This window comes from Pandoraea sputorum (assembly GCF_000814845.2).
Classification (GTDB): Bacteria; Pseudomonadota; Gammaproteobacteria; order Burkholderiales; family Burkholderiaceae; genus Pandoraea; species Pandoraea sputorum.
Genome location: NZ_CP010431.2, coordinates 3889728 through 3908417, shown reverse-complemented (window position 1 = coordinate 3908417; position 18690 = coordinate 3889728). Strand labels below are relative to the sequence as shown.

Genomic DNA, 18690 nt, shown 5'->3' with positions numbered 1-18690 from the left:
CCCGAAGTCAAGATTTTTTAATGCGGAGAATTCAACGAGCCTGCGTATTTTTATCCACAATGCAGGGGCGTTGTACTTATCGTTTCGGGCATTATCCATGCCTGATATTTCAACGTAAGTCCCGGTGAAATCGACGTTAAAGCACGTCGATTTCACCGAACAAAACGAACGTTGAACTTGCGCATCGGGCTTAAATGTTTCGTCACGCGCAACGTCTTCTGCTTACCCTGAAACCCCACTGTTCATGGGGCTTTGCGGCGCATCGGCAAAAGCACATTCCATCGGCTAGAGTGCATTTAAGCGTGATTTACATGCGCTTTGATCGAACTAGAACAAGAGGAGACTGCTGAGATGCGGTTATTGCTATTGCTGCCGTTTATCGGCTTGTTGTGGGTGCCTTTCTACAACAAAGAATTGCCGGCCCTTTGGGGATTCCCTTTCTTTTACTGGTACCAGTTTGCCTGGGTGCCGCTGACCTCGCTGCTGATCTGGATCGTGTTTCGCGATGGTCTGAAGAAAGGGGAAGAATAAATGGATGCCGGTATCAACTGGACTGCGCTAGCGGTCTTCGTATTTTTCTTCATCCTCGTCACCGTCATGGGGTTCTGGGCGTCGCGCTGGATGGCGGGACCGTCCAACAAAGGCGCGCATCTGGACGAGTGGGGCCTCGGTGGCCGTAACTTTGGCGCGTGGATTACGTGGTTCCTCGTGGGCGGCGATTTTTACACCGCTTATACCGTGATCGCCGTCCCGGCGCTGGTCTATGCCGTCGGCGCGTACGGCTTCTTTGCACTGCCGTACACGATTCTCGTCTACCCGATCGTTTTCCTGATCATGCCCAAGCTGTGGCATGCCGCGCACAAGGCCGGTCACGTGACGGCGGCCGACGTGGTCTACGGTCGCTATCAGTCGCGTCCGCTGGAGTTTGCGATCGCGCTTACCGGCGTGGTGGCGACGATGCCCTACATCGCGCTGCAACTGATCGGTATGGAAGTCGTGATCAAGGCGCTGGGACTGACGGGTGAGCTGCCGCTGCTCGCCGCGTTCGTGATTCTTGCGTTGTACACATACTCGGCAGGGTTGCGCGCACCGGCGCTGATCGCCTTCGTCAAGGACCTGATGATCTACATCGTGGTGCTGGTGGCGGTGGTCGTCGTGCCCGCGAAGCTCGGCGGCTACGGTGTCGTGTTCGACTCGGCGCGCGAGGTGTTCGCGAACAAGGGCGGGGCGACCGGCCTGACGCTCAAGCCATCGCAGTTCCTGCCGTTCGCCACGCTGGCGCTTGGCTCGGCGATGGCTGCTTTCATGTACCCGCATACCCTCACGGGCATTTTCGCCGCGAAGGATGCGAACACGATTCGCAAGAACGCTGTCTTCCTGCCCGCCTACACCGTTTTGCTTGGCCTGATCGCGCTGCTTGGCTTCATGGCTTACGCCGCCGGTGTGAAGGTGCAGACCAACAACGACGTCGTACCGGCGTTGTTCAACGGTTTGTTCCCGAGCTGGTTCGCAGGCTTTGCGTTCGCCGCGATTGCCATTGGTGCATTGGTGCCCGCAGCCGTGATGTCGATTGGCGCATCGAACCTGTTCACGCGCAACTTCTGGAAGCCGTACGTCAACCCGGGGATTTCGAACGAGGGTGAAGCGAAGGTGGCCAAGGTGGTGTCGCTGGTCGTGAAGCTGGGTGCGCTGGTGTTCATCCTGTTCCTGCCGACGAAGTTCGCACTCGACCTGCAATTGCTGGGGGGCGTGTGGATTCTGCAAACGTTCCCGGCGCTCGTGTTCGGCCTGTTCGTAGGCTGGTTCGGCGCGCGTGCGTTGCTGTGCGGCTGGGCCGTCGGGATCGTGTGTGGAAGCTGGATGGCGTTCGCCGACGGCATCAAACCGGTGCACTCGTTCACGGTGGGCGGTGACCAGTACGCGATGTACACTGGCCTGATCGCGCTGGCGCTGAACGTCGTCGTGGCGGTGGTCGCCAATCTGGTGCTGGGCAAGGGGTCGCGCCCGGCGCTGCGTAGTGCGACGTAATCGCTGAGCGGTTGCCACGCGCAGTGCGCGTGGCATAGTGCGTCGCATGAGTGCGCCGCATAAGGGCGCCGCCTGCCGGGATCATTCCCGGACATGCGGCGCCTTTTTCGTGTCATCGGACTTTATCGAACCCGTGTGCGTGCCACTCGCTCAGCCACGCCGCGAGGCCGGTGACAGGAATTCCTGCCTTCGCGTTGAACGTCTCGTCTTTCGGCCACGCCACGCCGTCCTTACGTGCAAACGACAGGCGGTATTTGCGCATCGTGTCCTCCGGGTGCGCTGTGGCGTCGGCCTTCAATTGCGGCACTTCCCAGCACTCCACCGAGAACGGACGTCCGAGTTCGGTCGTCAGCGTGCTCGCCAGTTCGCGGTAGGTGAACGTGTCGCCCGCGACGTGTACGACCTGATCGTCGAACGACGGCCGCGACACGGCGATCTGCGCGGTGAGACGGCCGATGTCCTCCGGTGTCGTGACGGTAAGCGCGAAGTCGGGGTCACCCAACGCGTGCACAACGCCTTGCTCAACGTCTACCAGTCCAAAATCGGGCAGTACCACGAAGCTCATGAACATACCGGTGGAAACGATGGTCCAGCGCACGTCGTTCTGTGCGCGCAGCATGTCGCGCACGTCGAGCTGTTCGTCCCAGACGTCCTGACCGCTGCCCCGGCCGACGACGTCGTAATCGACACCGAACTGCCACGGAATGTAATGCGCGACGCGGGCCTTGAGCACGGCCGCCGTGATTTTGCGCTGCGTGCCGGAACCACCGACGAATCCGGTGCAGCAGATGATCTGGTCGTACGGTTGGAAGAGGGTGGCGAGCGCCTCTTCCGACACGCTCGCGAGGTCGGCTTCGACGATGTCGATCCGGAGGTCGCTCAGCCGCGTAACGAGTGCCGCGCGCTGTGCCGAATCGGCGGCCGCAGGTCGCAGCAATACGCAGAGGGATGCGACGCGCCCGGCATCACGCATCGCGCTCATCTCGCGCAGCACGCATTCGCCGAGTTCTCCCGCGCCCAGCACCAGCACACGGCTTTCCGAAGGATTTCGAGTGGTCATTTGCAACTCCTGTGAAGTTGCGAATAATAGGGACGTTCCAGCTCTTTGATAAGAAGGTACACGCGTGATACTGCCTCCCGGCATCTCCTCATTCGAAGCGCTCCTTCAGGAATCGCAAGCGGCGTGCGACGCGCTCAGCGCAGATGACGACGGCCTCAAGCGCGAGCTCCTGGCACATGCCGGTAACCGCTGGTCGCTAGGCGTCGTGCATGCGTTGGGCGTGGGCGGTACGTTGCGGCATGCCGAGATTTCCCGTCGGCTCAATGGCGTGACGCAACGCATGCTCACCCGCACACTGCGCCAGCTGGAGCGCGACGGGCTGATTGCGCGCCACGACTACGACGAAGTGCCCCCGCGTGTCGATTACCGGCTGACCGAACTGGGGCGCGGGTTGCTTGTCGGCATGGTGCCGCTGTGGCGCTGGGTGATGGACAACGCTGACGATTTTCGCGAGGCGCGCAAGGCATTCGACGACAAGACGCCCTGAGCCGTCGCCAGTCTGCAAGGCGTTCGGCCGCGTTTTGCGCAACAATGCCTGCACCCGAGCTTGCACCCAAACATCGGGCCCCTGTTTCGAATCGACCGGCCGCCCCAAGACATCAAGGACACGCGATGCGCAATCTCGATCAACACACGATCACGCAGGAAGCGATCGACCGCCTGGCGGGCACGCCGGACCCACGCGTGCGCGAAGTGCTCACGAGCCTCATCCGCCACCTGCACGACTTTGCGCGCGAGGTGAATCTGACGGAAGACGAGTGGGCCCGGGGGATCGCGTTTCTGACGGCGACAGGCCAGAAGTGCAACGACAAGCGTCAGGAATTCATCCTGTTAAGCGACGTGCTGGGCCTGTCGATGCTCACTGTCGCGATGAATAATGCGAAGCCGCCGGAATGCACCGAGGCGACGGTGTTCGGGCCGTTCTTTGTCGACGGTGCACCGCATTACGAGAACGGCGACGACGTGGCGAACGGTGCATCGGGCGAGCCGTGCGAAGTCAGCGGCAGCATTCGCGGGCTGGACGGACGTCCCGTTGCAGGCGCACGGATCGACGTGTGGCAGGCCGACGCGCAGGGCTTGTACGACGTGCAACGCGACGACCTCGACACCGCGCAGGGGCGCGGCGTGCTCCATGCCGACGAGGCGGGCATGTACCGGTTCCGCACAGTGTTGGCGCAAGCCTATCCGATCCCGACCGACGGGCCGGTCGGCGAGTTGCTGACGGCCACCGCGCGGCATCCGTGGCGTCCCGCGCATCTGCACTTCCGTATCGAAGCGCCGGGATACGAGACGCTGGTCACGCATGTCTTTCGCGAAGACGACAAATGGCTCGATTCGGACGCGGTATTCGGTGTGCGTCAGTCACTGATCGCACCGTGGGTCCGCCGTGAGGATGGCAGCTACGCACTGCATTACGACTTCGTGCTTAACCCTGTCGCCAGGGGTTGAGCGCTATCGCAGCCGCAGTCCCCACAGTGCGTCAAGCACATGCTGGGTTGAGCGCTCCAGTGGCCCCGTGTGATGCGCGATGCCCAGATCGCGCCACAGCGCAGGACGCAGCGCACGCATGGCGATGCGCTCGTCCGTGTGGGGTGTCGTGGCTTCGTGCGGCAGAAGCGCTGCGCCGTACCCGGCGGCTACGAGGCTCTTGATGGCGTCGTTGTAGTTGAGTTCGATGCGTGGCGTTGGATGATGCCCGGCGGCGGCGAACCATTCGGCCGTCTGACGCGACAAGCGTGTCGTGCTGTCGTTCAGGATGAGCGGCTGGGTGGCGAGCCAGTCCGGCGTCACGCGTTTGGGCATCTCCCAATGCGCAGGCAGGAAGGCCATCACCGGATCGCGACGCCATTGCCGTAGCGTGAGCCCTTTGACCTGCGATTGCGGCAACGCCACCAGCCCGAGATCGAGTGCGCCGCGATGCAGGCGGCTGAGCGTCTCCTGCGACGTGAGGATGGCGACCTGCACGTCGATATCCGGATGATCCAGGCGCAACGTTTCAAGCGCCTGCGGCAGCAAATGCGCGATGGCCCCCGTCGACGCGCCGATCCTCACCCGTCCCGCCAGTCCCTGCGCATGCCGCTCGATGTCCTCCAGCGTGCGCTCCGCATCGGCTAGCAGCCGCCGGGCGCGTTCGACCAGTGCTTCGCCGACCGACGTCGGCCGAACATGTCCGCGCTTGCGCGATAACAACTGTGCGCCAACACGTGCTTCCAGATCCGAGATATGCAGGCTGACGGTCGGTGGCGAGAGGTGCAGCGCCTGCGCCGCGTCGGCAAACGAGCCGCTGTCGGCGACGGCCACCAGCGTCTTCAATCGGTCGAGACTGATCTCTCTCATATCGTCACCGTCATCTCGTCAGGTGTAATTCAGAAAATTAGAATTTCAGATTCACGAAATTCAACTTTTTTTATTTCGCTCGTGGCGAGAAGATACCACTTCGATGAGGTTCACGATCCACTGATGGGGTATCCGATATGTCTTCTCCGCTTGTCTTTATCGATGGTGACCAGGGCACCACGGGATTGCAGATCCACGAACAACTGCGTGGACGCACCGATATTCGACTGCTCACGTTGCCGGACGCCCATCGCAAGGATCCGCAGCATCGCGCCGAGGCGATCAACAGCTGCGACATCGCCATTCTTTGTCTGCCGGACGCCGCCGCGCGCGAAGCCGCCGCGTCCATCGTCAATCCGCATGTGCGCGTGATCGATGCAAGCTCCGCGCATCGCACGCACGCCGACTGGGTGTACGGCTTTCCCGAAATGGCGAAAGGGCACGCGGCGCGTGTGGCGAGCGCCAAACGCGTGTCGAACCCCGGTTGCTATCCGACTGGTGCGGTGGGTCTGCTGCGGCCGTTGGTCGACGCCGGGCTGATCCCGCGCGACTACCCGATCAGCATCAATGCCGTGTCGGGGTATTCCGGTCGCGGGCGTGCCGGGGTCGAGGAGCACGAAGGCCCGAACGCGTCGCCGCGGTCGACGTACCTTGTGTATGGGCTGGAGTTGTCGCACAAGCACGCGCCGGAGATCGAGCAGCGCTCGGGTCTTGCGTTTCGTCCCCTGTTCCTGCCGTCGTACGGCGCGTACCGGCAAGGCATCGTGCTGACGATTCCGCTTCAGGCGCGCTTGCTGGCACCGGGCGTCGACGGCCGCGCGTTGCACAACGCTTTGTCGGCTCATTACGCCGATGAAAAATTCGTCGAAGTGATGCCGATGGACGCGCCCGGCGTTGTGAAACATCTCAATCCTGAGGCGATGAACGGCACGAACGTCATGCAACTGAGCGTGTTCGCGCACCCGGAAAACGGTCAGATCCTGCTGGCAGCGGTACTCGACAACCTCGGCAAGGGCGCGTCTGGGGCGGCGATTCAGAATCTGGACCTGATGCTCACTCAGTAGCACTGACGGCCGTGGCAAGCAAACGGCGTCCTCGGATGCCGTTGTTTTGCCGGGGACCTGCCCTCGGAGCATCGCGCGGGTGCTGTATGGTCAGGGCTCCCGCATTTTGTCGTCGACGATTCCCTAATGATGCCGCTTCACTCTGATCCTGCGTTTTTTCAACTTCTGGCGGATAGCTACGCACGACTGCTTGGCCGCCCGCTCGTCCCGCAAGACATTTCCTCCGAAGACGCGGCCGAATGGCTTTACGAGCATGCACCGTTTGCCGTGCTCGCGCACGACACGGCCGCCGATCCGGTGTTCATGTACGGCAACAAGACGGCGCAGCGCCGCTTTGGTTACGCCTGGGATGAGATCACCCGTCTGCCGTCGCGCCTGTCGGCCGAAGCGCCGAACCGCGAGGAGCGTCAGCGGTTCCTCGAACGCGTTCAGCGTCTGGGCTACGAGACTGGCTACAAAGGAGTGCGCATCACCAAGACCGGTGAGCGCTTCATGATCGAAGAGGCCACGCTGTGGCAATTGATCGACGACGACGGCAAGCTGCATGGGCAGGCCGTCGTTATTCCGCGCACTCGCGATATGTGATCGGTCGGTGCAAATCGATGCACGCGAGGCGAACGACGCCTCGCGTCACACCTTCAGCCATTCACCGATTCGACGGCGATTTCCGGATGCTTGTGGAAGCTGGCGAGCGCGCCGTCGTCCGGGCGTGCGTCGGTGACGAGCGTCCATGCGCGCTCAAGCGGTGTCCAGTGCTGCTGACTCGCGCGATCGAGTTTGTTCGCCGTCACTAATACATAGACGCTGGCGGACTGGCGGATGATGCATTCCTTGAGCCACGCCTGTTCGGCGGACGCTTCGCACAGTCCGCGTCCGGCGACGACACCATCCGCGCCGAGAAACGCCTTGTCGACGGAGACCCGCGAGAGCGCTAGCTGTGCCAGCGGCCCGAGCACACTCATACTCGACGGGCGCACGTCGCCGCCAATAAGCGTCACCGGCACCTTGTTGGCGGCCAGCGCACCGACGGCGAGCAAATTGTTCGTGACGACCTGCACGCTCTCGCGTCCCGCGAGGAAACGCGCCATCGCTTCGGTCGTCGTACCGCCATCGAGGAAGATCGTGTCGCCGTCGGCGACGTGCGCGACGGCAGCGCGGGCGATGGCGTCCTTCTGTTCGCGAAAACTCTCGCGACGCAATTCCAGAGATTCCTCCGGTTCGTGCATGCGTACGGGCGCTGCCGCGCCACCGTAAGTGCGCACGATGCGGCGTTCATCGGCCAGCGCGCGCAGGTCGCGCCGCACGGTCGCCTCCGACATGCCGAAGTGCGCACATAGCGCAGCCACATCGGTCATGCCCGACAGGACAGCTTTGAAAATCGCCTCGCGGCGGTTAGCAACTTTCATGGAGGGATCGCTCAGTGATACGAATGACGAAATCTCGCGGGCTAGCGCAACGCCGTCAGGGCTGACAGCAGGTTCGCCGCACGGCGCGCATAGTGTAGCTTGCGATGCCCGCAATCCGGCGCGCACGTTGGCAAACGGGCGGGAGCGGGGACATCCAGCGTGTCATTTATCAAAAATGATCGATTCGATCATTTTGACGATCCGGATGCCTCTGTTTTGACCGATTTCACCCAAGGATAAACCCCTAGTCACAAAGTTTGCACATTTTTCTGGCAGCGATTAGACTTCCGTCTGCTCAAATCGATCAAAATAATGATTGATTAATCAATATCGATATCAGTCGGGAGACAACAATGGCTCAAATTCGTATCAAGCGCGGCATCGAACGCGTACCGGGCGGGATGATGATTGTCCCCCTGCTGATCGGCTCGTTGATTGCCACGTTCATGCCGGGCATGCCGAAGTTCTTCGGCTCGTTCACGAATGCGCTGTTCACGGGCGCGCTGCCGATTCTCGCGGTGTTCTACGTCTGCATGGGCGCGAGCATCGACGTGAAGGCCACGCTGTACCTCGTCAAGAAGGGGGGCGCGCTGTTCGCCGCCAAGGTGGGCGCGGCGATTGTCGTGGGCATCGTGCTGGGTCACTTCCTGGGCGAAGCGCCGGTGACGTCGGGCATGTTCGCGGGCATCTCCACGCTGGCCGTGGTCGCTGCGATGAACGACACCAACGGTGGCCTGTACATGGCGCTGATGGGCCAGTACGGCCGTTCGGAAGACGTGGGCGCGTACACGATCATGTCGCTCGAATCGGGTCCGTTCCTGACGATGGTCACGCTGGGCGTCGCCGGTTTGTCCGCGTTCCCGTGGCCGACGCTGGTCGGCAGCATTCTGCCGCTGGCCGTGGGCATGCTGCTCGGTAACCTCGATCGCGAAATGCGCGACTTCCTGGGCCGCGCTGTCCCCGTCATGATTCCGTTCTTCGCGCTGGCGCTCGGCGCTGGCCTCGATCTGCACAAGGTCTGGCAAGCGGGTCTGCTGGGCATCCTGCTCGGTTTCGCCGTCGTTGTCGTAACGGGCATTCCGCTCTATATCGTCGACCGCCTGACGGGCGGCACGGGCGTGGCCGGTACGGCCGCTGCCAACACGGCAGGGAATGCGGCGGCGGTGCCTGCGCTGATCGCGGCCGCGAACCCCGTCTACGAAGAAGCCGCCAAGAGCGCGACGCTGCTCGTGGCAGCATGCGTGGTGGTGACCGCCATCGTCTCGCCGATTCTGACGGCGGCCGTCGCCAAGCGTGCGATGGCGCGCAACACGGCAAACGCAGCGGGCTCGGGTAAGGGAGCGGTGCAGTGAGTGTTCTGATTGTCGCCGACGATTTGTCCGGCGCTGCCGACTGTGCCATTGGCTTTACCAATGCCGGACGGCGCAGTGTGGTGTCGCTGGACGTCGACGGCTTCAATGCCTCGGCACAAGTCGTCGCCATCGACACCGACACGCGGCGTCTCACACCGGGTGAAGCGGCTGCACGCGCGGTCGCAGCCTGGCAGCGACTCGCGGCGCCGGGCCGTCGTCTGTACAAGAAAATCGACTCGACGTTGCGTGGTAACTGGGTCGCCGAAGTGGCGGCCTTACAGCCGCTCGCGGGACTGGCGGTCGTAGCGCCCGCGTTTCCCGCGACAGGACGCACCGTGCGCAACGGCGAAGTCTTCGTGCGCGGTGTGCCGCTGGCCGAGACCGACACGTGGCAGTTGGAGCATGAAGGGCAGGAAGCGCGTCTCGCACCCATGCTGAGCGCGGCCGGGATGGTCACGCAGACGGTGTCCGCCGAGACGCTGCGAGACGAACTCGCGCAGGTGACATCGGCGTTGGCCAGCATCGTCGCGCAGGCGCGTGCGGCGGGCGTGACGGCGCTGATCGTCGATGCGCAGACCGACGACGACCTTGCTATGCTTGCGCGCGCCAGCACATCGCTCACGGAGATCTTCTGGGTCGGATCGGGCGGTCTCGCTCGTGAACTGGCCGAATTGCCGGAATTGTTCGAGGTGCCGGAGGGTGCAACGCAATCGGCAGAAGCGGCGAGCAACATGGACACCGATAACGGCAACGGCCGCGTGTTGACGCTCGTCGGCAGCTTGTCGGCCGTCTCACGGCAGCAATGTGCGCGACTGTGCGAAGACAATGCGGTCGTGGAGTGGGTCGTGCCGCCTGCCGTATTGCGTGCAGGTGCTGCGCATCCGCAGAGCGCTGTGTGGTGCGAACGCATCGGCGAAGCCATCGGGGAAGGCACCGACCTGCTCGTGCGTATCGGACGCGACGATGCGTTCGATCCCGCCGAAGGCGCGCAACTCTCGGCCGCATTGGCGGCATTGATTGCGCCGCACTTCACGAAGCTATCGGGACTGATCGTCACGGGCGGTGAAACGGCCCGTGCCATGTTGAGCGCGGCGGACATCGGCGCGCTGGAACTGCTGTCGGAAGTGGAGCCGGGCGTGGCCGTCGGACGTCCCGCCAACGGTGCACCCATGCGCATTGTCACGAAGGCTGGCGCATTCGGTGGCGAAGCGGCGCTGCACAGCGCCTATCGTCACTTGCGCGCCGCGGCGCACGCGAGCGTCGGGAAGGGCGGTTGATGCCGTCCCGGACGCCGACCGCCAACGAAACACCTGGAAATCGCCCCGGCCTGAGCGCCGGGCAACCCAACAAAACGGATATGAACGCAAACGCCATGAACCCTTACCTCCCTGTTATCGGCATCACCATGGGTGATGCGGCGGGCGTTGGCCCCGAAATCATCGTCAAGAGTCTGGCGCATGAGAGCGTTTATCAGCAGTGCCGTCCGGTGGTGATCGGCGACGCACGTCGTCTGGAGCAAGCCATCGCCATCGTGAAGCAGCCGCTCACCGTACGTCGTATCAAGACGGTCAGTGAGGCGACGTTCGCGCGCGGTGTGATCGAATGCATCGACCTCGGTCTGATCCCGGAAGACCTGCCGTTCGGCGAACTGTCGGCGATTGCGGGCGACGCGGCGTATCAGTACATCGCGCACGCTGCGAAGCTGGCCGAAGCCGGGGAAATCGACGCGATCTGCACCGCACCGCTCAACAAGGAAGCGCTGCACGCTGGCGGTCACAAGTTCCCGGGTCACACCGAGATGCTGGCGCATCTGACGGGCGTGGAAGAAGTGTCGATGATGCTGGTCGCGCCGCAACTGCGCGTGATCCACGTGACGACGCACATCGGCATCATCGACGCGATTCGCAAGATCGAGCCGGGGCTGGTGCAGCGCACGATCGAGCGCGGTCACGCCACGCTGGTGAAGGCGGGCATTGCGAATCCGCGCATTGCCGTGTGCGGCATCAACCCGCATGCGGGCGAGAACGGGCTGTTCGGTTATGGCGAAGAGGAAGAGAAGATCGTACCCGCCGTGCAACTGCTGCGCGAGCGCGGTTGGGACATCGAAGGCCCGCTTCCGGCCGACACGCTGTTCTTCCGCGCAGGCCGTGGCGACTTCGATCTGGTCGTCGCCATGTACCACGATCAGGGCCACGGCCCGGTCAAGGTGCTGGGCCTCGAAGCAGGCGTGAACGTGACCGTCGGTCTGCAAGTCGTGCGCACGTCGGTCGATCACGGCACGGCGTTCGACATCGCAGGCAAGGGCATTGCCGACGAAGGCAGCCTGCTCGAAGCGCTGCGTCAGGGGGCTGAGCTGGCGACGCGTCGCGGCTGATGCATTTGGACGGCGTGGGGCGTTGACGACTGTCAGCGACCCGCGTCTTCGATCACGCCACCCCCATATGACCGCGATCGTTGATTTCGCGGATGAGCGTGCGTAGCGCGCCGACGATACGCTCGGTCAGCCCCTGCGGCGGACGTCGCTCCGCCCACACCAATCCCACATCCATCGACGGCACGCCCGTGCCGAGATCCCGTCGTAGAATGCGTCCGCCATCGATCGACCATGGCCGGTAGACGAGATCCGACAGAATCGAAACCCCATACCCCTGCGCCACCAGGCTGCGAATCGATTCGATCGAGCGCGTGCGGAAATGCACGACCGGCTCGACATGCGCCGCATGCCAGTAACGCTCGACCGTCTGCACATGCTCGTCCATGTCTAGCAGCAAAAAGCGCTGCCCACGCACGTCGTCTAGCGTGACCGTCGGCTTGTCCAGCAGCGGATGCCCCGGGTTCGTCCAGAGCCGCCGCGTGGAGCGCAACAACGTGTGCGAGACGAGACCGTCGGCGACGACGTTGGACACCAGCAGCAAGGCGAGATCGACGTCGCCCGCAAGCACGGCCGTTTCCAGCTCGCGACGGTCGCCCTCGATCAGCGTGAGTTCGACGTTGGGAAAGCGCTTGGACAAGGTGCTCGCCACCGACGGCAGCAAATAGGCGGAAATCGTCTCCGTGACGGCCAGCCGCAGCCGCCCGCCCGCGTCGTCGGGCAGCGTGCGGGCTTCATGCAAGGCGTCGTCCGTCGCGTTGAGGATGCGATAGGCGTGCCGCAGGAACCGTTCGCCCGCTTCCGTGGGACGTAATCCCTTCGCGTGTCGCACGAACAGTGGCGTGCCGACAATCACCTCCAGGTTCTGCAAAGCAATCGTCAGCGACGACTGCGACGCGCTGCACCGCTCGGCGGCCCGCATCACTTGCCCGGTCTCGGCCACGGCCACGAAATACTCGATCTGACGCAGGGTAGGCTTCATTTAAAAGATCAATATTGCAAACTATATTTTTTATATTAGTAATAAAACTGTCGCCTGTATAGCATCGAAACATCGCTTCATATATGAGATGCACGGGATATGGTTCAGGAGGTCAAGCCCGGGTTCTGCACGCTTTGCAGATCCCGCTGCGGCACACTCAATCGCGTGGAAAACGATGCGCTGATCGCGGTCGAGGCCGATCCGTCGCACCCGAACGGCGCAGCCATGTGCCGCAAGGGCCGCGCCGCGCCGGAACTGGTGCATCATCCGGATCGCCTGACCACGCCGTTGCGCCGCACCGCACCCAAAGGGGCCGACGATCCGCGCTGGAAGCGCATTTCGTGGGACGAAGCGCTGACCGAGATTGCCGCGCGTCTGGGCGATATCCGTCGTGAGAGCGGGGCGCATGCTGTGGCGTTCGGCGTCACCACGCCGAGCGGCACGCCGCTGTCGGACAGCATCGACTGGATCGAGCGCTTCATCCGGGTCTTCGGCAGCCCCAACACCGTCTACGCGACGGAAATCTGCAACTGGCACAAGGACTTCGCGCACGCGTTCACGTTCGGCTGCGGCATGCCGACGGCGGACTATTCGCAGGCTGACGTCATCATGCTCTGGGGCCATAACCCGACGAGCACGTGGCTGAGCCAAGCGAACGCGATCGGACGCGGCCGCACGCGTGGCGCGCGTCTGCTCGTCGTCGATCCGCGCAAGACGCCGCTGGCCGCTGCGGCCGATGCCTGGTTACCGGTGCGTCCCGGCACAGACGCGGCGCTGGCGCTCGGGCTCGCGCGCCGTCTGATCGACGACAACCGTTTCGACGAGACCTTCGTGCGTCGCTGGACCAACGCACCCTTGCTCGTACGCAATGACAACGGACACTTTCTGCGCGCGCAAGATTTGGCGACGCCCGATTCGGGCGCTGCGCCGGACGCCTTCGTCATCTGGGATGACGCTGCCTCCGCTGCCCAAATCTACGACACGACCCATGCACTGACGCGCGACGCCGCCAATCGCGCGGCCCTGCGCGGCGAATTCACCGTCGATGGGTGCGACGGCGCGCGCATCGTCTGCCGTCCGGCTTTCGATCTGCTTTGCGAAGGCCTTGCCCCGTACGATCCGACGACCGTCAGCGAACTGTGCGGCGTGTCGCCCGAACAACTCGATGCGGCCGCTGCGCTCTTCGACGGCACGCAACGCGTCGCGTATCACGCATGGTCGGGCGTCGCTCAGCACGCGAATGCCACGCAGATCGAGCGCGCCATCGCTGTGCTCTACGCGCTTACCGGCAGCGTCGATCGACGGGGCGGCAACCGGGTGATGACGCGTCAGCCAGTGAACGCAGTCGCGCAGCACGAACTTCTGAGTCCCGAACAACAGGCAAAAGCGCTGGGCATCGACGAGCGTCCGCTGGGGCCGCCCGCACGCGGCTGGGTGACGGCACGCGACACCTATCGCGCCATCCTCGAAGGCGACCCGTATCGCGTGCGCGCGCTGTTCTGCTTCGGCACCAACGTGCTGGCGTCGCAGGCCGATTACGAGATGGCGCGTGCTGCGCTCGAAACGCTCGAATTTCACGTGCATTGCGATTTGTTCGAAACGCCGTCGTCGCGCTACGCCGATATCGTGCTGCCGGTGAATACGCCGTGGGAGCGCGAAGGCCTGCGTCCCGGCTTCGAGATCGACGATCAGGCGGACGCCCTGATTCAGTTGCGTCAGCGCATGGTGTCGCCGCGTGGCGAGTCGCGCAGCGACAACGACATCGTGTTCGATCTTGCCGTGCGGCTGGGCATGGGCGACGCATTCTTCGGCGGCAGCCTGGAAGCGGGGTGGAATCATCAACTCGCGCCGACGGGACTGGATGTGCAGACGCTGCGCGCGCATCCCGAGGGTATCTCGCGTCCGCAACCGCAATACGAACGCAAATACGCGCGCGGCGAATCCGGCGGCGTACGCGGCTTCGCGACTCAGACGCGACGTATCGAACTGTATTCCGAGCTTCTGCTGCGCCACGGCTATGCGCCGGTGCCGATGCACGTCGCTTCGCATGCACTCACCGATGACGAAGCGTGTCGTTTCCCGCTGGTGCTCGGCTCGACGAAGAACGGTTACTACTGCCATAGCCAGCATCGCGGACTGGCCAGTCTGCGCATGCGCGCGCCGGATCCGGTGGTGCATCTGCATCCCGCGCTGGCGCAGCGCAAGCAGATCGCCGAAGGCGACTGGGTTCGCGTGACGACGCCTGCCGGTGTCGCGCGTTTTCGTGCGGCATTCGACGCGGGTGTCGGAGAAGACGTGCTGCTCGCCGAGTACGGTTGGTGGCAAGCGTGCGACAGCGTCGGACGTCGCGGCTTCACGATGACGGGCGAGCAGTCGAGCAATTACAACGCACTGGTGACGACGCAGGACATCGACCCGATCAGCGGCTCGTCGCCGTTGCGCTCGTTCCGCTGCGACGTGGCGCGCGATCCCGCGAGCGATCCCGCACGTCGTCCGTGGGAAGGACTGGCGCGCTTTCGCGTCAGCGAACTCGATGCGGCTGCCGACGGCGTGCGCGCCATCGCGTTCGAACCGCTGGACGACGTGGGTCTGCCGGACTATCTCGCCGGACAGCATGTCACCGTGCGCGTCCCCATCCCCGGTCACTTGACACCGGTCACACGCGCTTACTCGCTGACCGGCCCTGCCAATGAGTCCGCGCGACGCGGCTATCGCATTGCCGTGCGACATCAGCAGGGGCGCACCGCCAGCGGCGAGCCGTTCGCGGGCGTTGTCTCCGGTTGGCTGAACACCGGCGCGCGCGTGGGCGACGTGATCGAACTCGGCGCACCGTCGGGACGCTTCGTCATGCCGCTGCAAAGCCGTCATCCGGTGATCTGCTTCGCTGGTGGTATCGGCATCACACCATTCCTCTGCTATCTGGAGTCGCTGGCGGAACAAGTCGGTTGCGGCCTGACGCAGACGCCGGAAGTCTGGCTGCACTACGCCAACCGGAACGGCGCGACGCACGCGTTTCGCGATCGTCTGGCGGCGCTGGCGCAGCAGTTGCCCAACGTGCACATCGTCAACTACTACGACGCCCCGCGCGACGTCGATGTGCTTGGGCGCGACTACGCGTCGGCCGAACGATTGTCGGCGGCGGTGGTGTCCGACGACCTGATCGCCCGCCGCGCCCGCGTTTATCTCTGCGGTCCTGAGCCGATGATGGTGGCGGTGATGGGCGGGCTGGCTGCGCGTGGCGTTCCGGCGTTCGACATGTTCAAGGAAGCGTTCCGCTCACCGGCCGCTCCGCGCGTCGATGCCGACGCGGCGTGGCCCGTCACGTTCGCCCGCTCAGGCCGTCAGGCGGTGTGGACACCGTCGCACGGCAGCCTGCTGTCGTTCGCCGAGTCGCTGGGCTTGTCGCTGCCGAGCGGGTGTCGCGTCGGGCAGTGCGAAAGCTGCGCCGTGCGTGTGCTGGAAGGTGAGATCGATCACATGGGCGACGTTGCGCTCGACGAGCCGGGCATGTGTCTGGCGTGTCAGGCCATTCCGCGCGAAGCGGTCGTGATCGACGCCTGAAGCCCGCAACGCCTGAGATCGACATCAGATTTATCCGAATTTCATCCCCCAATTCTGAAGAGGACGCAATCCATGAAAATCATCGACGCCGCCGCCACCCGCAACGCCCTCGCGGTTGGCCCGCTGCTCGACGCGCTGAACGCCATGTTCGTGCAAGGATGCGAAGTGCCGCTGCGCCATACGCACGTGATTCCCGATCCGGCGACGGGCGCGTCTGTGACCGTGCTGATCATGCCTGCCTGGCAGCCGGGCGGTTTCCTTGGCATCAAGACCGTCAACATCGCGCCGGCGAACGCCCAGAGGAACGTGCCGGGACTGCATTCAACCTATTTGCTGTACGACGCCGCGACCGGTGTGCCGCTCGCGCAGATGGACGGCAACGAGATCACGTCGCGCCGCACGGCGGCTGCTTCGGCGCTGGGGGCGGCCTATCTGGCACGCGAAGACGCGTCGCATCTCGCGCTGCTGGGCGCCGGACGCGTCGGCTCACTGGTGCCGCCCGCGCATCGTGCAGTGCGCCCCATTACACACGTGAGCGTGTGGGACCGCGATGCGCAAGCCGCTGCCCGCGTGGTCGATGGCCTGCGCGAGCAGGGCTTCGAGGCGCAGGTCAGCGCAACGGCTAAAGAGGCTGTGGCGAATGCCGACGTGGTGACGTGCGCCACGCTCGCGACCGAGCCGGTCGTGCAGGCCGAATGGCTCAAGCCGGGCGTGCATCTGGATCTGATCGGCAGCTTCACGCCGCAGATGCGCGAAGCCGACGACGCTTGCTTTGCGAGTGCAACGCTGTTCGTCGACACGGCGGAAGCGCTGGCGAAGTCCGGCGAGTTGCTCGGGCCGATGTCGCGCGGCGTTTTCACGAAAGAGGACGTGCGCGGCACGCTGGCCGATCTGTGCCGCGACGGACGCATTCGCCGCAGCACACAGGACGAGCGCACGGTGTTCAAGGCCGTGGGCACCGCACTAGAAGACCTTGCTGCCGCCATGCTGGTCTGGCGAGCGACGCAGGGCACCTGACCCATCCAATTCAAGCCACATCAAGCAAGGGGAACGCAGGAAATGAAACCGGGAACTTCACTATCGAGCACGACGGAGGCGCCGCACGACGGCGGGCTCCTCGAACGTCTGGCGGCATCGGTCACACGCTGGTCCGAGCGCTGGTTTCCTGACGCCTATCTGTTCGCCGCACTCGCCGTCATCGTGTGTGCGGGCGGGGCGCTCGCCATCGGGGTGCCTGCGGTCAAGGTCGGCGTCGCGTTCGGCGACGGCTTCTGGAGCCTGATCCCGTTCACGATGCAGATGGCGATCGTCGCTATCTCGGGCTATGTGGTGGCGGTCTCGCCCCCGGCGGCCGTGCTGATTCGCAAGATGGCCGCCGTGCCGCGCAGCGGTCGCAGCGCCGTCGCGTATGTGGCGTTCGTGAGTATCTTGCTCTCCCTGTTCAACTGGGCCATCAGTCTCGTGTTCAGCGGCCTGCTGGTGCGCGCGATTGCGCGACGCGACGATATCCGCATGGATTACCGTGCGGGTGGCGCAGCGGCGTATCTGGGCATGGGCGCGACGTGGGCGCTAGGCCTGAGTTCGTCGGCCGCGCAGTTGCAGGCGAATCCGGCGAGTCTGCCCAAGGCGCTCATCGAGATCACCGGCGTCATCCCGTTCTCCGACACCATTTTCCTGCCGCAGTCGATGGCGATTGCCGCCGTGCTGACGGTCGTCTCCGTGATCCTCGCTTACTACTCCGCGCCGCGTGATGCGCGTGCGAAGGTGGCCGCCGATCTCGGCGTGTCGCTCGACGATGCGTCGAAGCCGTACGTGCGCCCGCAGCGTCCTGGCGACTGGCTCGAGTACAGCCCGCTCGTGACGGTGCTGATCGTGGCGCTCGGTGCGCTGTGGATCGGACATGAGTTCACGACCAAAGACCCGCTGCTCGCCATCTCGAACCTGAACACGTACAACTTTCTGTTTCTGATGCTGGGGATGTTGCTGAACTGGCGTCCGCGCCGGTTCCTCGACGCCATCGCGAAGTCGGTGCCATCGGTGGCGGGCGTGCTGATTCAGTTCCCGCTGTACGGCGGCATCGCTTACCTGCTGACGAAGGCGCCCGGGCTGGACGGGCAGACGCTCTCGCACCATCTGTCGAGTTTCTTCGTGGCAATCTCGTCGCAGGAGTCGTTTCCGGGCGTGATGGGGGTGTACTCGGCCGTGCTGGGCTTCTTCGTGCCGTCGGGCGGCGGCAAGTGGATCATCGAAGCGCCCTACGTCATGCAGGCCGCCAACGATCTGCACGTGCACCTCGGCTGGGCCGTGACGGTATATAACGCGGCCGAAGCGTTGCCGAATCTGATCAACCCGTTCTGGATGTTGCCGCTGCTGGGCGTGCTCGGACTGCGTGCCCGCGATGTGGTGGGCTACACGTTCACGCAGTTGCTGGTGCACTTCCCGGTGGTCATCGTCATGCTCTGGTTGCTGGCGCAGACGCTGACGTATCACCCGCCGGTCATGCCCTAACGATCTGCGAACACGCGTTCA

At 64.0% G+C, this 18690-nt stretch carries 16 protein-coding genes; 12 read left to right on the top strand and 4 right to left on the bottom strand.

Annotated elements, in window-relative coordinates; genetic code table 11:
• The first annotated feature begins 351 nt into the window (after positions 1-351).
• Complete coding sequence (locus NA29_RS17165; protein WP_039399840.1) at positions 352-531, top strand: DUF3311 domain-containing protein; 180 nt, start codon at positions 352-354, stop codon at positions 529-531.
• Positions 532-2028 carry a monocarboxylate uptake permease MctP gene (gene mctP, locus NA29_RS17160; protein WP_039399838.1) on the top strand — a complete coding sequence of 499 codons (1497 nt, stop codon included), beginning with the start codon at positions 532-534 and terminating at the stop codon, positions 2026-2028.
• 112 nt (positions 2029-2140) lie between these two features.
• Here the strand turns inward: mctP and NA29_RS17155 are convergent, their stop codons facing one another.
• Positions 2141-3088 carry an aromatic alcohol reductase gene (locus NA29_RS17155; RefSeq protein ID WP_039399836.1) on the bottom strand — a complete coding sequence of 316 codons (948 nt, stop codon included), beginning with the start codon at positions 3086-3088 and terminating at the stop codon, positions 2141-2143.
• Positions 3089-3152: 64 nt separating this feature from the next.
• Between NA29_RS17155 and NA29_RS17150 the strand changes: the two genes are divergently transcribed.
• Both NA29_RS17150 and NA29_RS17145 read left to right on the top strand, forming a co-directional pair.
• A complete protein-coding gene (locus tag NA29_RS17150; protein ID WP_224786906.1) occupies positions 3153-3575 on the top strand; it encodes a winged helix-turn-helix transcriptional regulator in 423 nt (140 codons plus the stop codon).
• 125 nt (positions 3576-3700) lie between these two features.
• A complete protein-coding gene (locus tag NA29_RS17145; RefSeq protein WP_039399834.1) occupies positions 3701-4537 on the top strand; it encodes an intradiol ring-cleavage dioxygenase in 837 nt (278 codons plus the stop codon).
• Between the two features lie 3 nt (positions 4538-4540).
• Here the strand turns inward: NA29_RS17145 and NA29_RS17140 are convergent, their stop codons facing one another.
• On the bottom strand, positions 4541-5425 hold the full coding sequence (locus tag NA29_RS17140; RefSeq protein WP_039399832.1) for a LysR family transcriptional regulator: 885 nt from the start codon (positions 5423-5425) through the stop codon (positions 4541-4543).
• Between the two features lie 137 nt (positions 5426-5562).
• Here NA29_RS17140 and argC point away from each other — a divergent pair, with 137 nt between their 5' ends.
• Both argC and NA29_RS17130 read left to right on the top strand, forming a co-directional pair.
• A complete protein-coding gene (gene argC, locus NA29_RS17135) occupies positions 5563-6489 on the top strand; it encodes an N-acetyl-gamma-glutamyl-phosphate reductase (RefSeq protein WP_039399831.1) in 927 nt (308 codons plus the stop codon).
• Between the two features lie 126 nt (positions 6490-6615).
• The gene (locus tag NA29_RS17130) at positions 6616-7074 is read left to right on the top strand and encodes an MEKHLA domain-containing protein (protein ID WP_084103861.1); all 459 of its coding nucleotides are present in this window, start codon (positions 6616-6618) and stop codon (positions 7072-7074) included.
• A 53-nt stretch (positions 7075-7127) separates the two neighbouring features.
• Here the strand turns inward: NA29_RS17130 and NA29_RS17125 are convergent, their stop codons facing one another.
• A complete protein-coding gene (locus tag NA29_RS17125; protein ID WP_039399828.1) occupies positions 7128-7895 on the bottom strand; it encodes a DeoR/GlpR family DNA-binding transcription regulator in 768 nt (255 codons plus the stop codon).
• 353 nt (positions 7896-8248) lie between these two features.
• On the opposite strand from NA29_RS17125, the gene NA29_RS17120 reads away from it, so the two are divergent.
• The 3 genes from NA29_RS17120 to pdxA all read left to right on the top strand — a co-directional run bounded on the left by NA29_RS17120 (position 8249) and on the right by pdxA (position 11621).
• Complete coding sequence (locus tag NA29_RS17120; protein ID WP_039399826.1) at positions 8249-9247, top strand: 2-keto-3-deoxygluconate permease; 999 nt, start codon at positions 8249-8251, stop codon at positions 9245-9247.
• Positions 9244-10524: a four-carbon acid sugar kinase family protein gene (locus NA29_RS17115; RefSeq protein WP_039399823.1), complete on the top strand. Its 1281-nt coding sequence runs from the start codon at positions 9244-9246 to the stop codon at positions 10522-10524. Before NA29_RS17120 ends, NA29_RS17115 begins: the two co-directional genes overlap by 4 nt.
• A 95-nt stretch (positions 10525-10619) precedes the next feature.
• A complete protein-coding gene (gene pdxA, locus NA29_RS17110; RefSeq protein ID WP_039403864.1) occupies positions 10620-11621 on the top strand; it encodes a 4-hydroxythreonine-4-phosphate dehydrogenase PdxA in 1002 nt (333 codons plus the stop codon).
• 52 nt (positions 11622-11673) lie between these two features.
• Here the strand turns inward: pdxA and NA29_RS17105 are convergent, their stop codons facing one another.
• A complete protein-coding gene (locus NA29_RS17105) occupies positions 11674-12600 on the bottom strand; it encodes a LysR family transcriptional regulator (protein WP_039399821.1) in 927 nt (308 codons plus the stop codon).
• Between the two features lie 99 nt (positions 12601-12699).
• Between NA29_RS17105 and NA29_RS17100 the strand changes: the two genes are divergently transcribed.
• The 3 genes from NA29_RS17100 to NA29_RS17090 all read left to right on the top strand — a co-directional run bounded on the left by NA29_RS17100 (position 12700) and on the right by NA29_RS17090 (position 18669).
• The gene (locus tag NA29_RS17100; protein WP_039399817.1) at positions 12700-16161 is read left to right on the top strand and encodes a molybdopterin-dependent oxidoreductase; all 3462 of its coding nucleotides are present in this window, start codon (positions 12700-12702) and stop codon (positions 16159-16161) included.
• 72 nt (positions 16162-16233) lie between these two features.
• Positions 16234-17178, top strand: coding sequence for a bifunctional Delta(1)-pyrroline-2-carboxylate/Delta(1)-piperideine-2-carboxylate reductase (gene lhpI / locus NA29_RS17095; RefSeq protein WP_039399815.1), 945 nt, complete (start codon positions 16234-16236; stop codon positions 17176-17178).
• Between the two features lie 42 nt (positions 17179-17220).
• On the top strand, positions 17221-18669 hold the full coding sequence (locus tag NA29_RS17090; RefSeq protein ID WP_039399812.1) for a short-chain fatty acid transporter: 1449 nt from the start codon (positions 17221-17223) through the stop codon (positions 18667-18669).
• Positions 18670-18690: the final 21 nt, after the last annotated feature.

What these genes read in the sequence shown, in the direction of transcription:
- pdxA (WP_039403864.1), top strand. Translation starts at nt 10,620, where the DNA reads ATGAACCCTTACCTCCCTGTTATCGGCATCACCATGGGTGATGCGGCG.
- NA29_RS17155 (WP_039399836.1), bottom strand. Translation starts at nt 3,088, where the DNA reads ATGACCACTCGAAATCCTTCGGAAAGCCGTGTGCTGGTGCTGGGCGCG.
- NA29_RS17130 (WP_084103861.1), top strand. Translation starts at nt 6,616, where the DNA reads ATGATGCCGCTTCACTCTGATCCTGCGTTTTTTCAACTTCTGGCGGAT.
- NA29_RS17125 (WP_039399828.1), bottom strand. Translation starts at nt 7,895, where the DNA reads ATGAAAGTTGCTAACCGCCGCGAGGCGATTTTCAAAGCTGTCCTGTCG.
- NA29_RS17140 (WP_039399832.1), bottom strand. Translation starts at nt 5,425, where the DNA reads ATGAGAGAGATCAGTCTCGACCGATTGAAGACGCTGGTGGCCGTCGCC.
- NA29_RS17105 (WP_039399821.1), bottom strand. Translation starts at nt 12,600, where the DNA reads ATGAAGCCTACCCTGCGTCAGATCGAGTATTTCGTGGCCGTGGCCGAG.
- NA29_RS17165 (WP_039399840.1), top strand. Translation starts at nt 352, where the DNA reads ATGCGGTTATTGCTATTGCTGCCGTTTATCGGCTTGTTGTGGGTGCCT.
- argC (WP_039399831.1), top strand. Translation starts at nt 5,563, where the DNA reads ATGTCTTCTCCGCTTGTCTTTATCGATGGTGACCAGGGCACCACGGGA.
- lhpI (WP_039399815.1), top strand. Translation starts at nt 16,234, where the DNA reads ATGAAAATCATCGACGCCGCCGCCACCCGCAACGCCCTCGCGGTTGGC.
- NA29_RS17100 (WP_039399817.1), top strand. Translation starts at nt 12,700, where the DNA reads ATGGTTCAGGAGGTCAAGCCCGGGTTCTGCACGCTTTGCAGATCCCGC.
- NA29_RS17145 (WP_039399834.1), top strand. Translation starts at nt 3,701, where the DNA reads ATGCGCAATCTCGATCAACACACGATCACGCAGGAAGCGATCGACCGC.
- mctP (WP_039399838.1), top strand. Translation starts at nt 532, where the DNA reads ATGGATGCCGGTATCAACTGGACTGCGCTAGCGGTCTTCGTATTTTTC.
- NA29_RS17120 (WP_039399826.1), top strand. Translation starts at nt 8,249, where the DNA reads ATGGCTCAAATTCGTATCAAGCGCGGCATCGAACGCGTACCGGGCGGG.
- NA29_RS17090 (WP_039399812.1), top strand. Translation starts at nt 17,221, where the DNA reads ATGAAACCGGGAACTTCACTATCGAGCACGACGGAGGCGCCGCACGAC.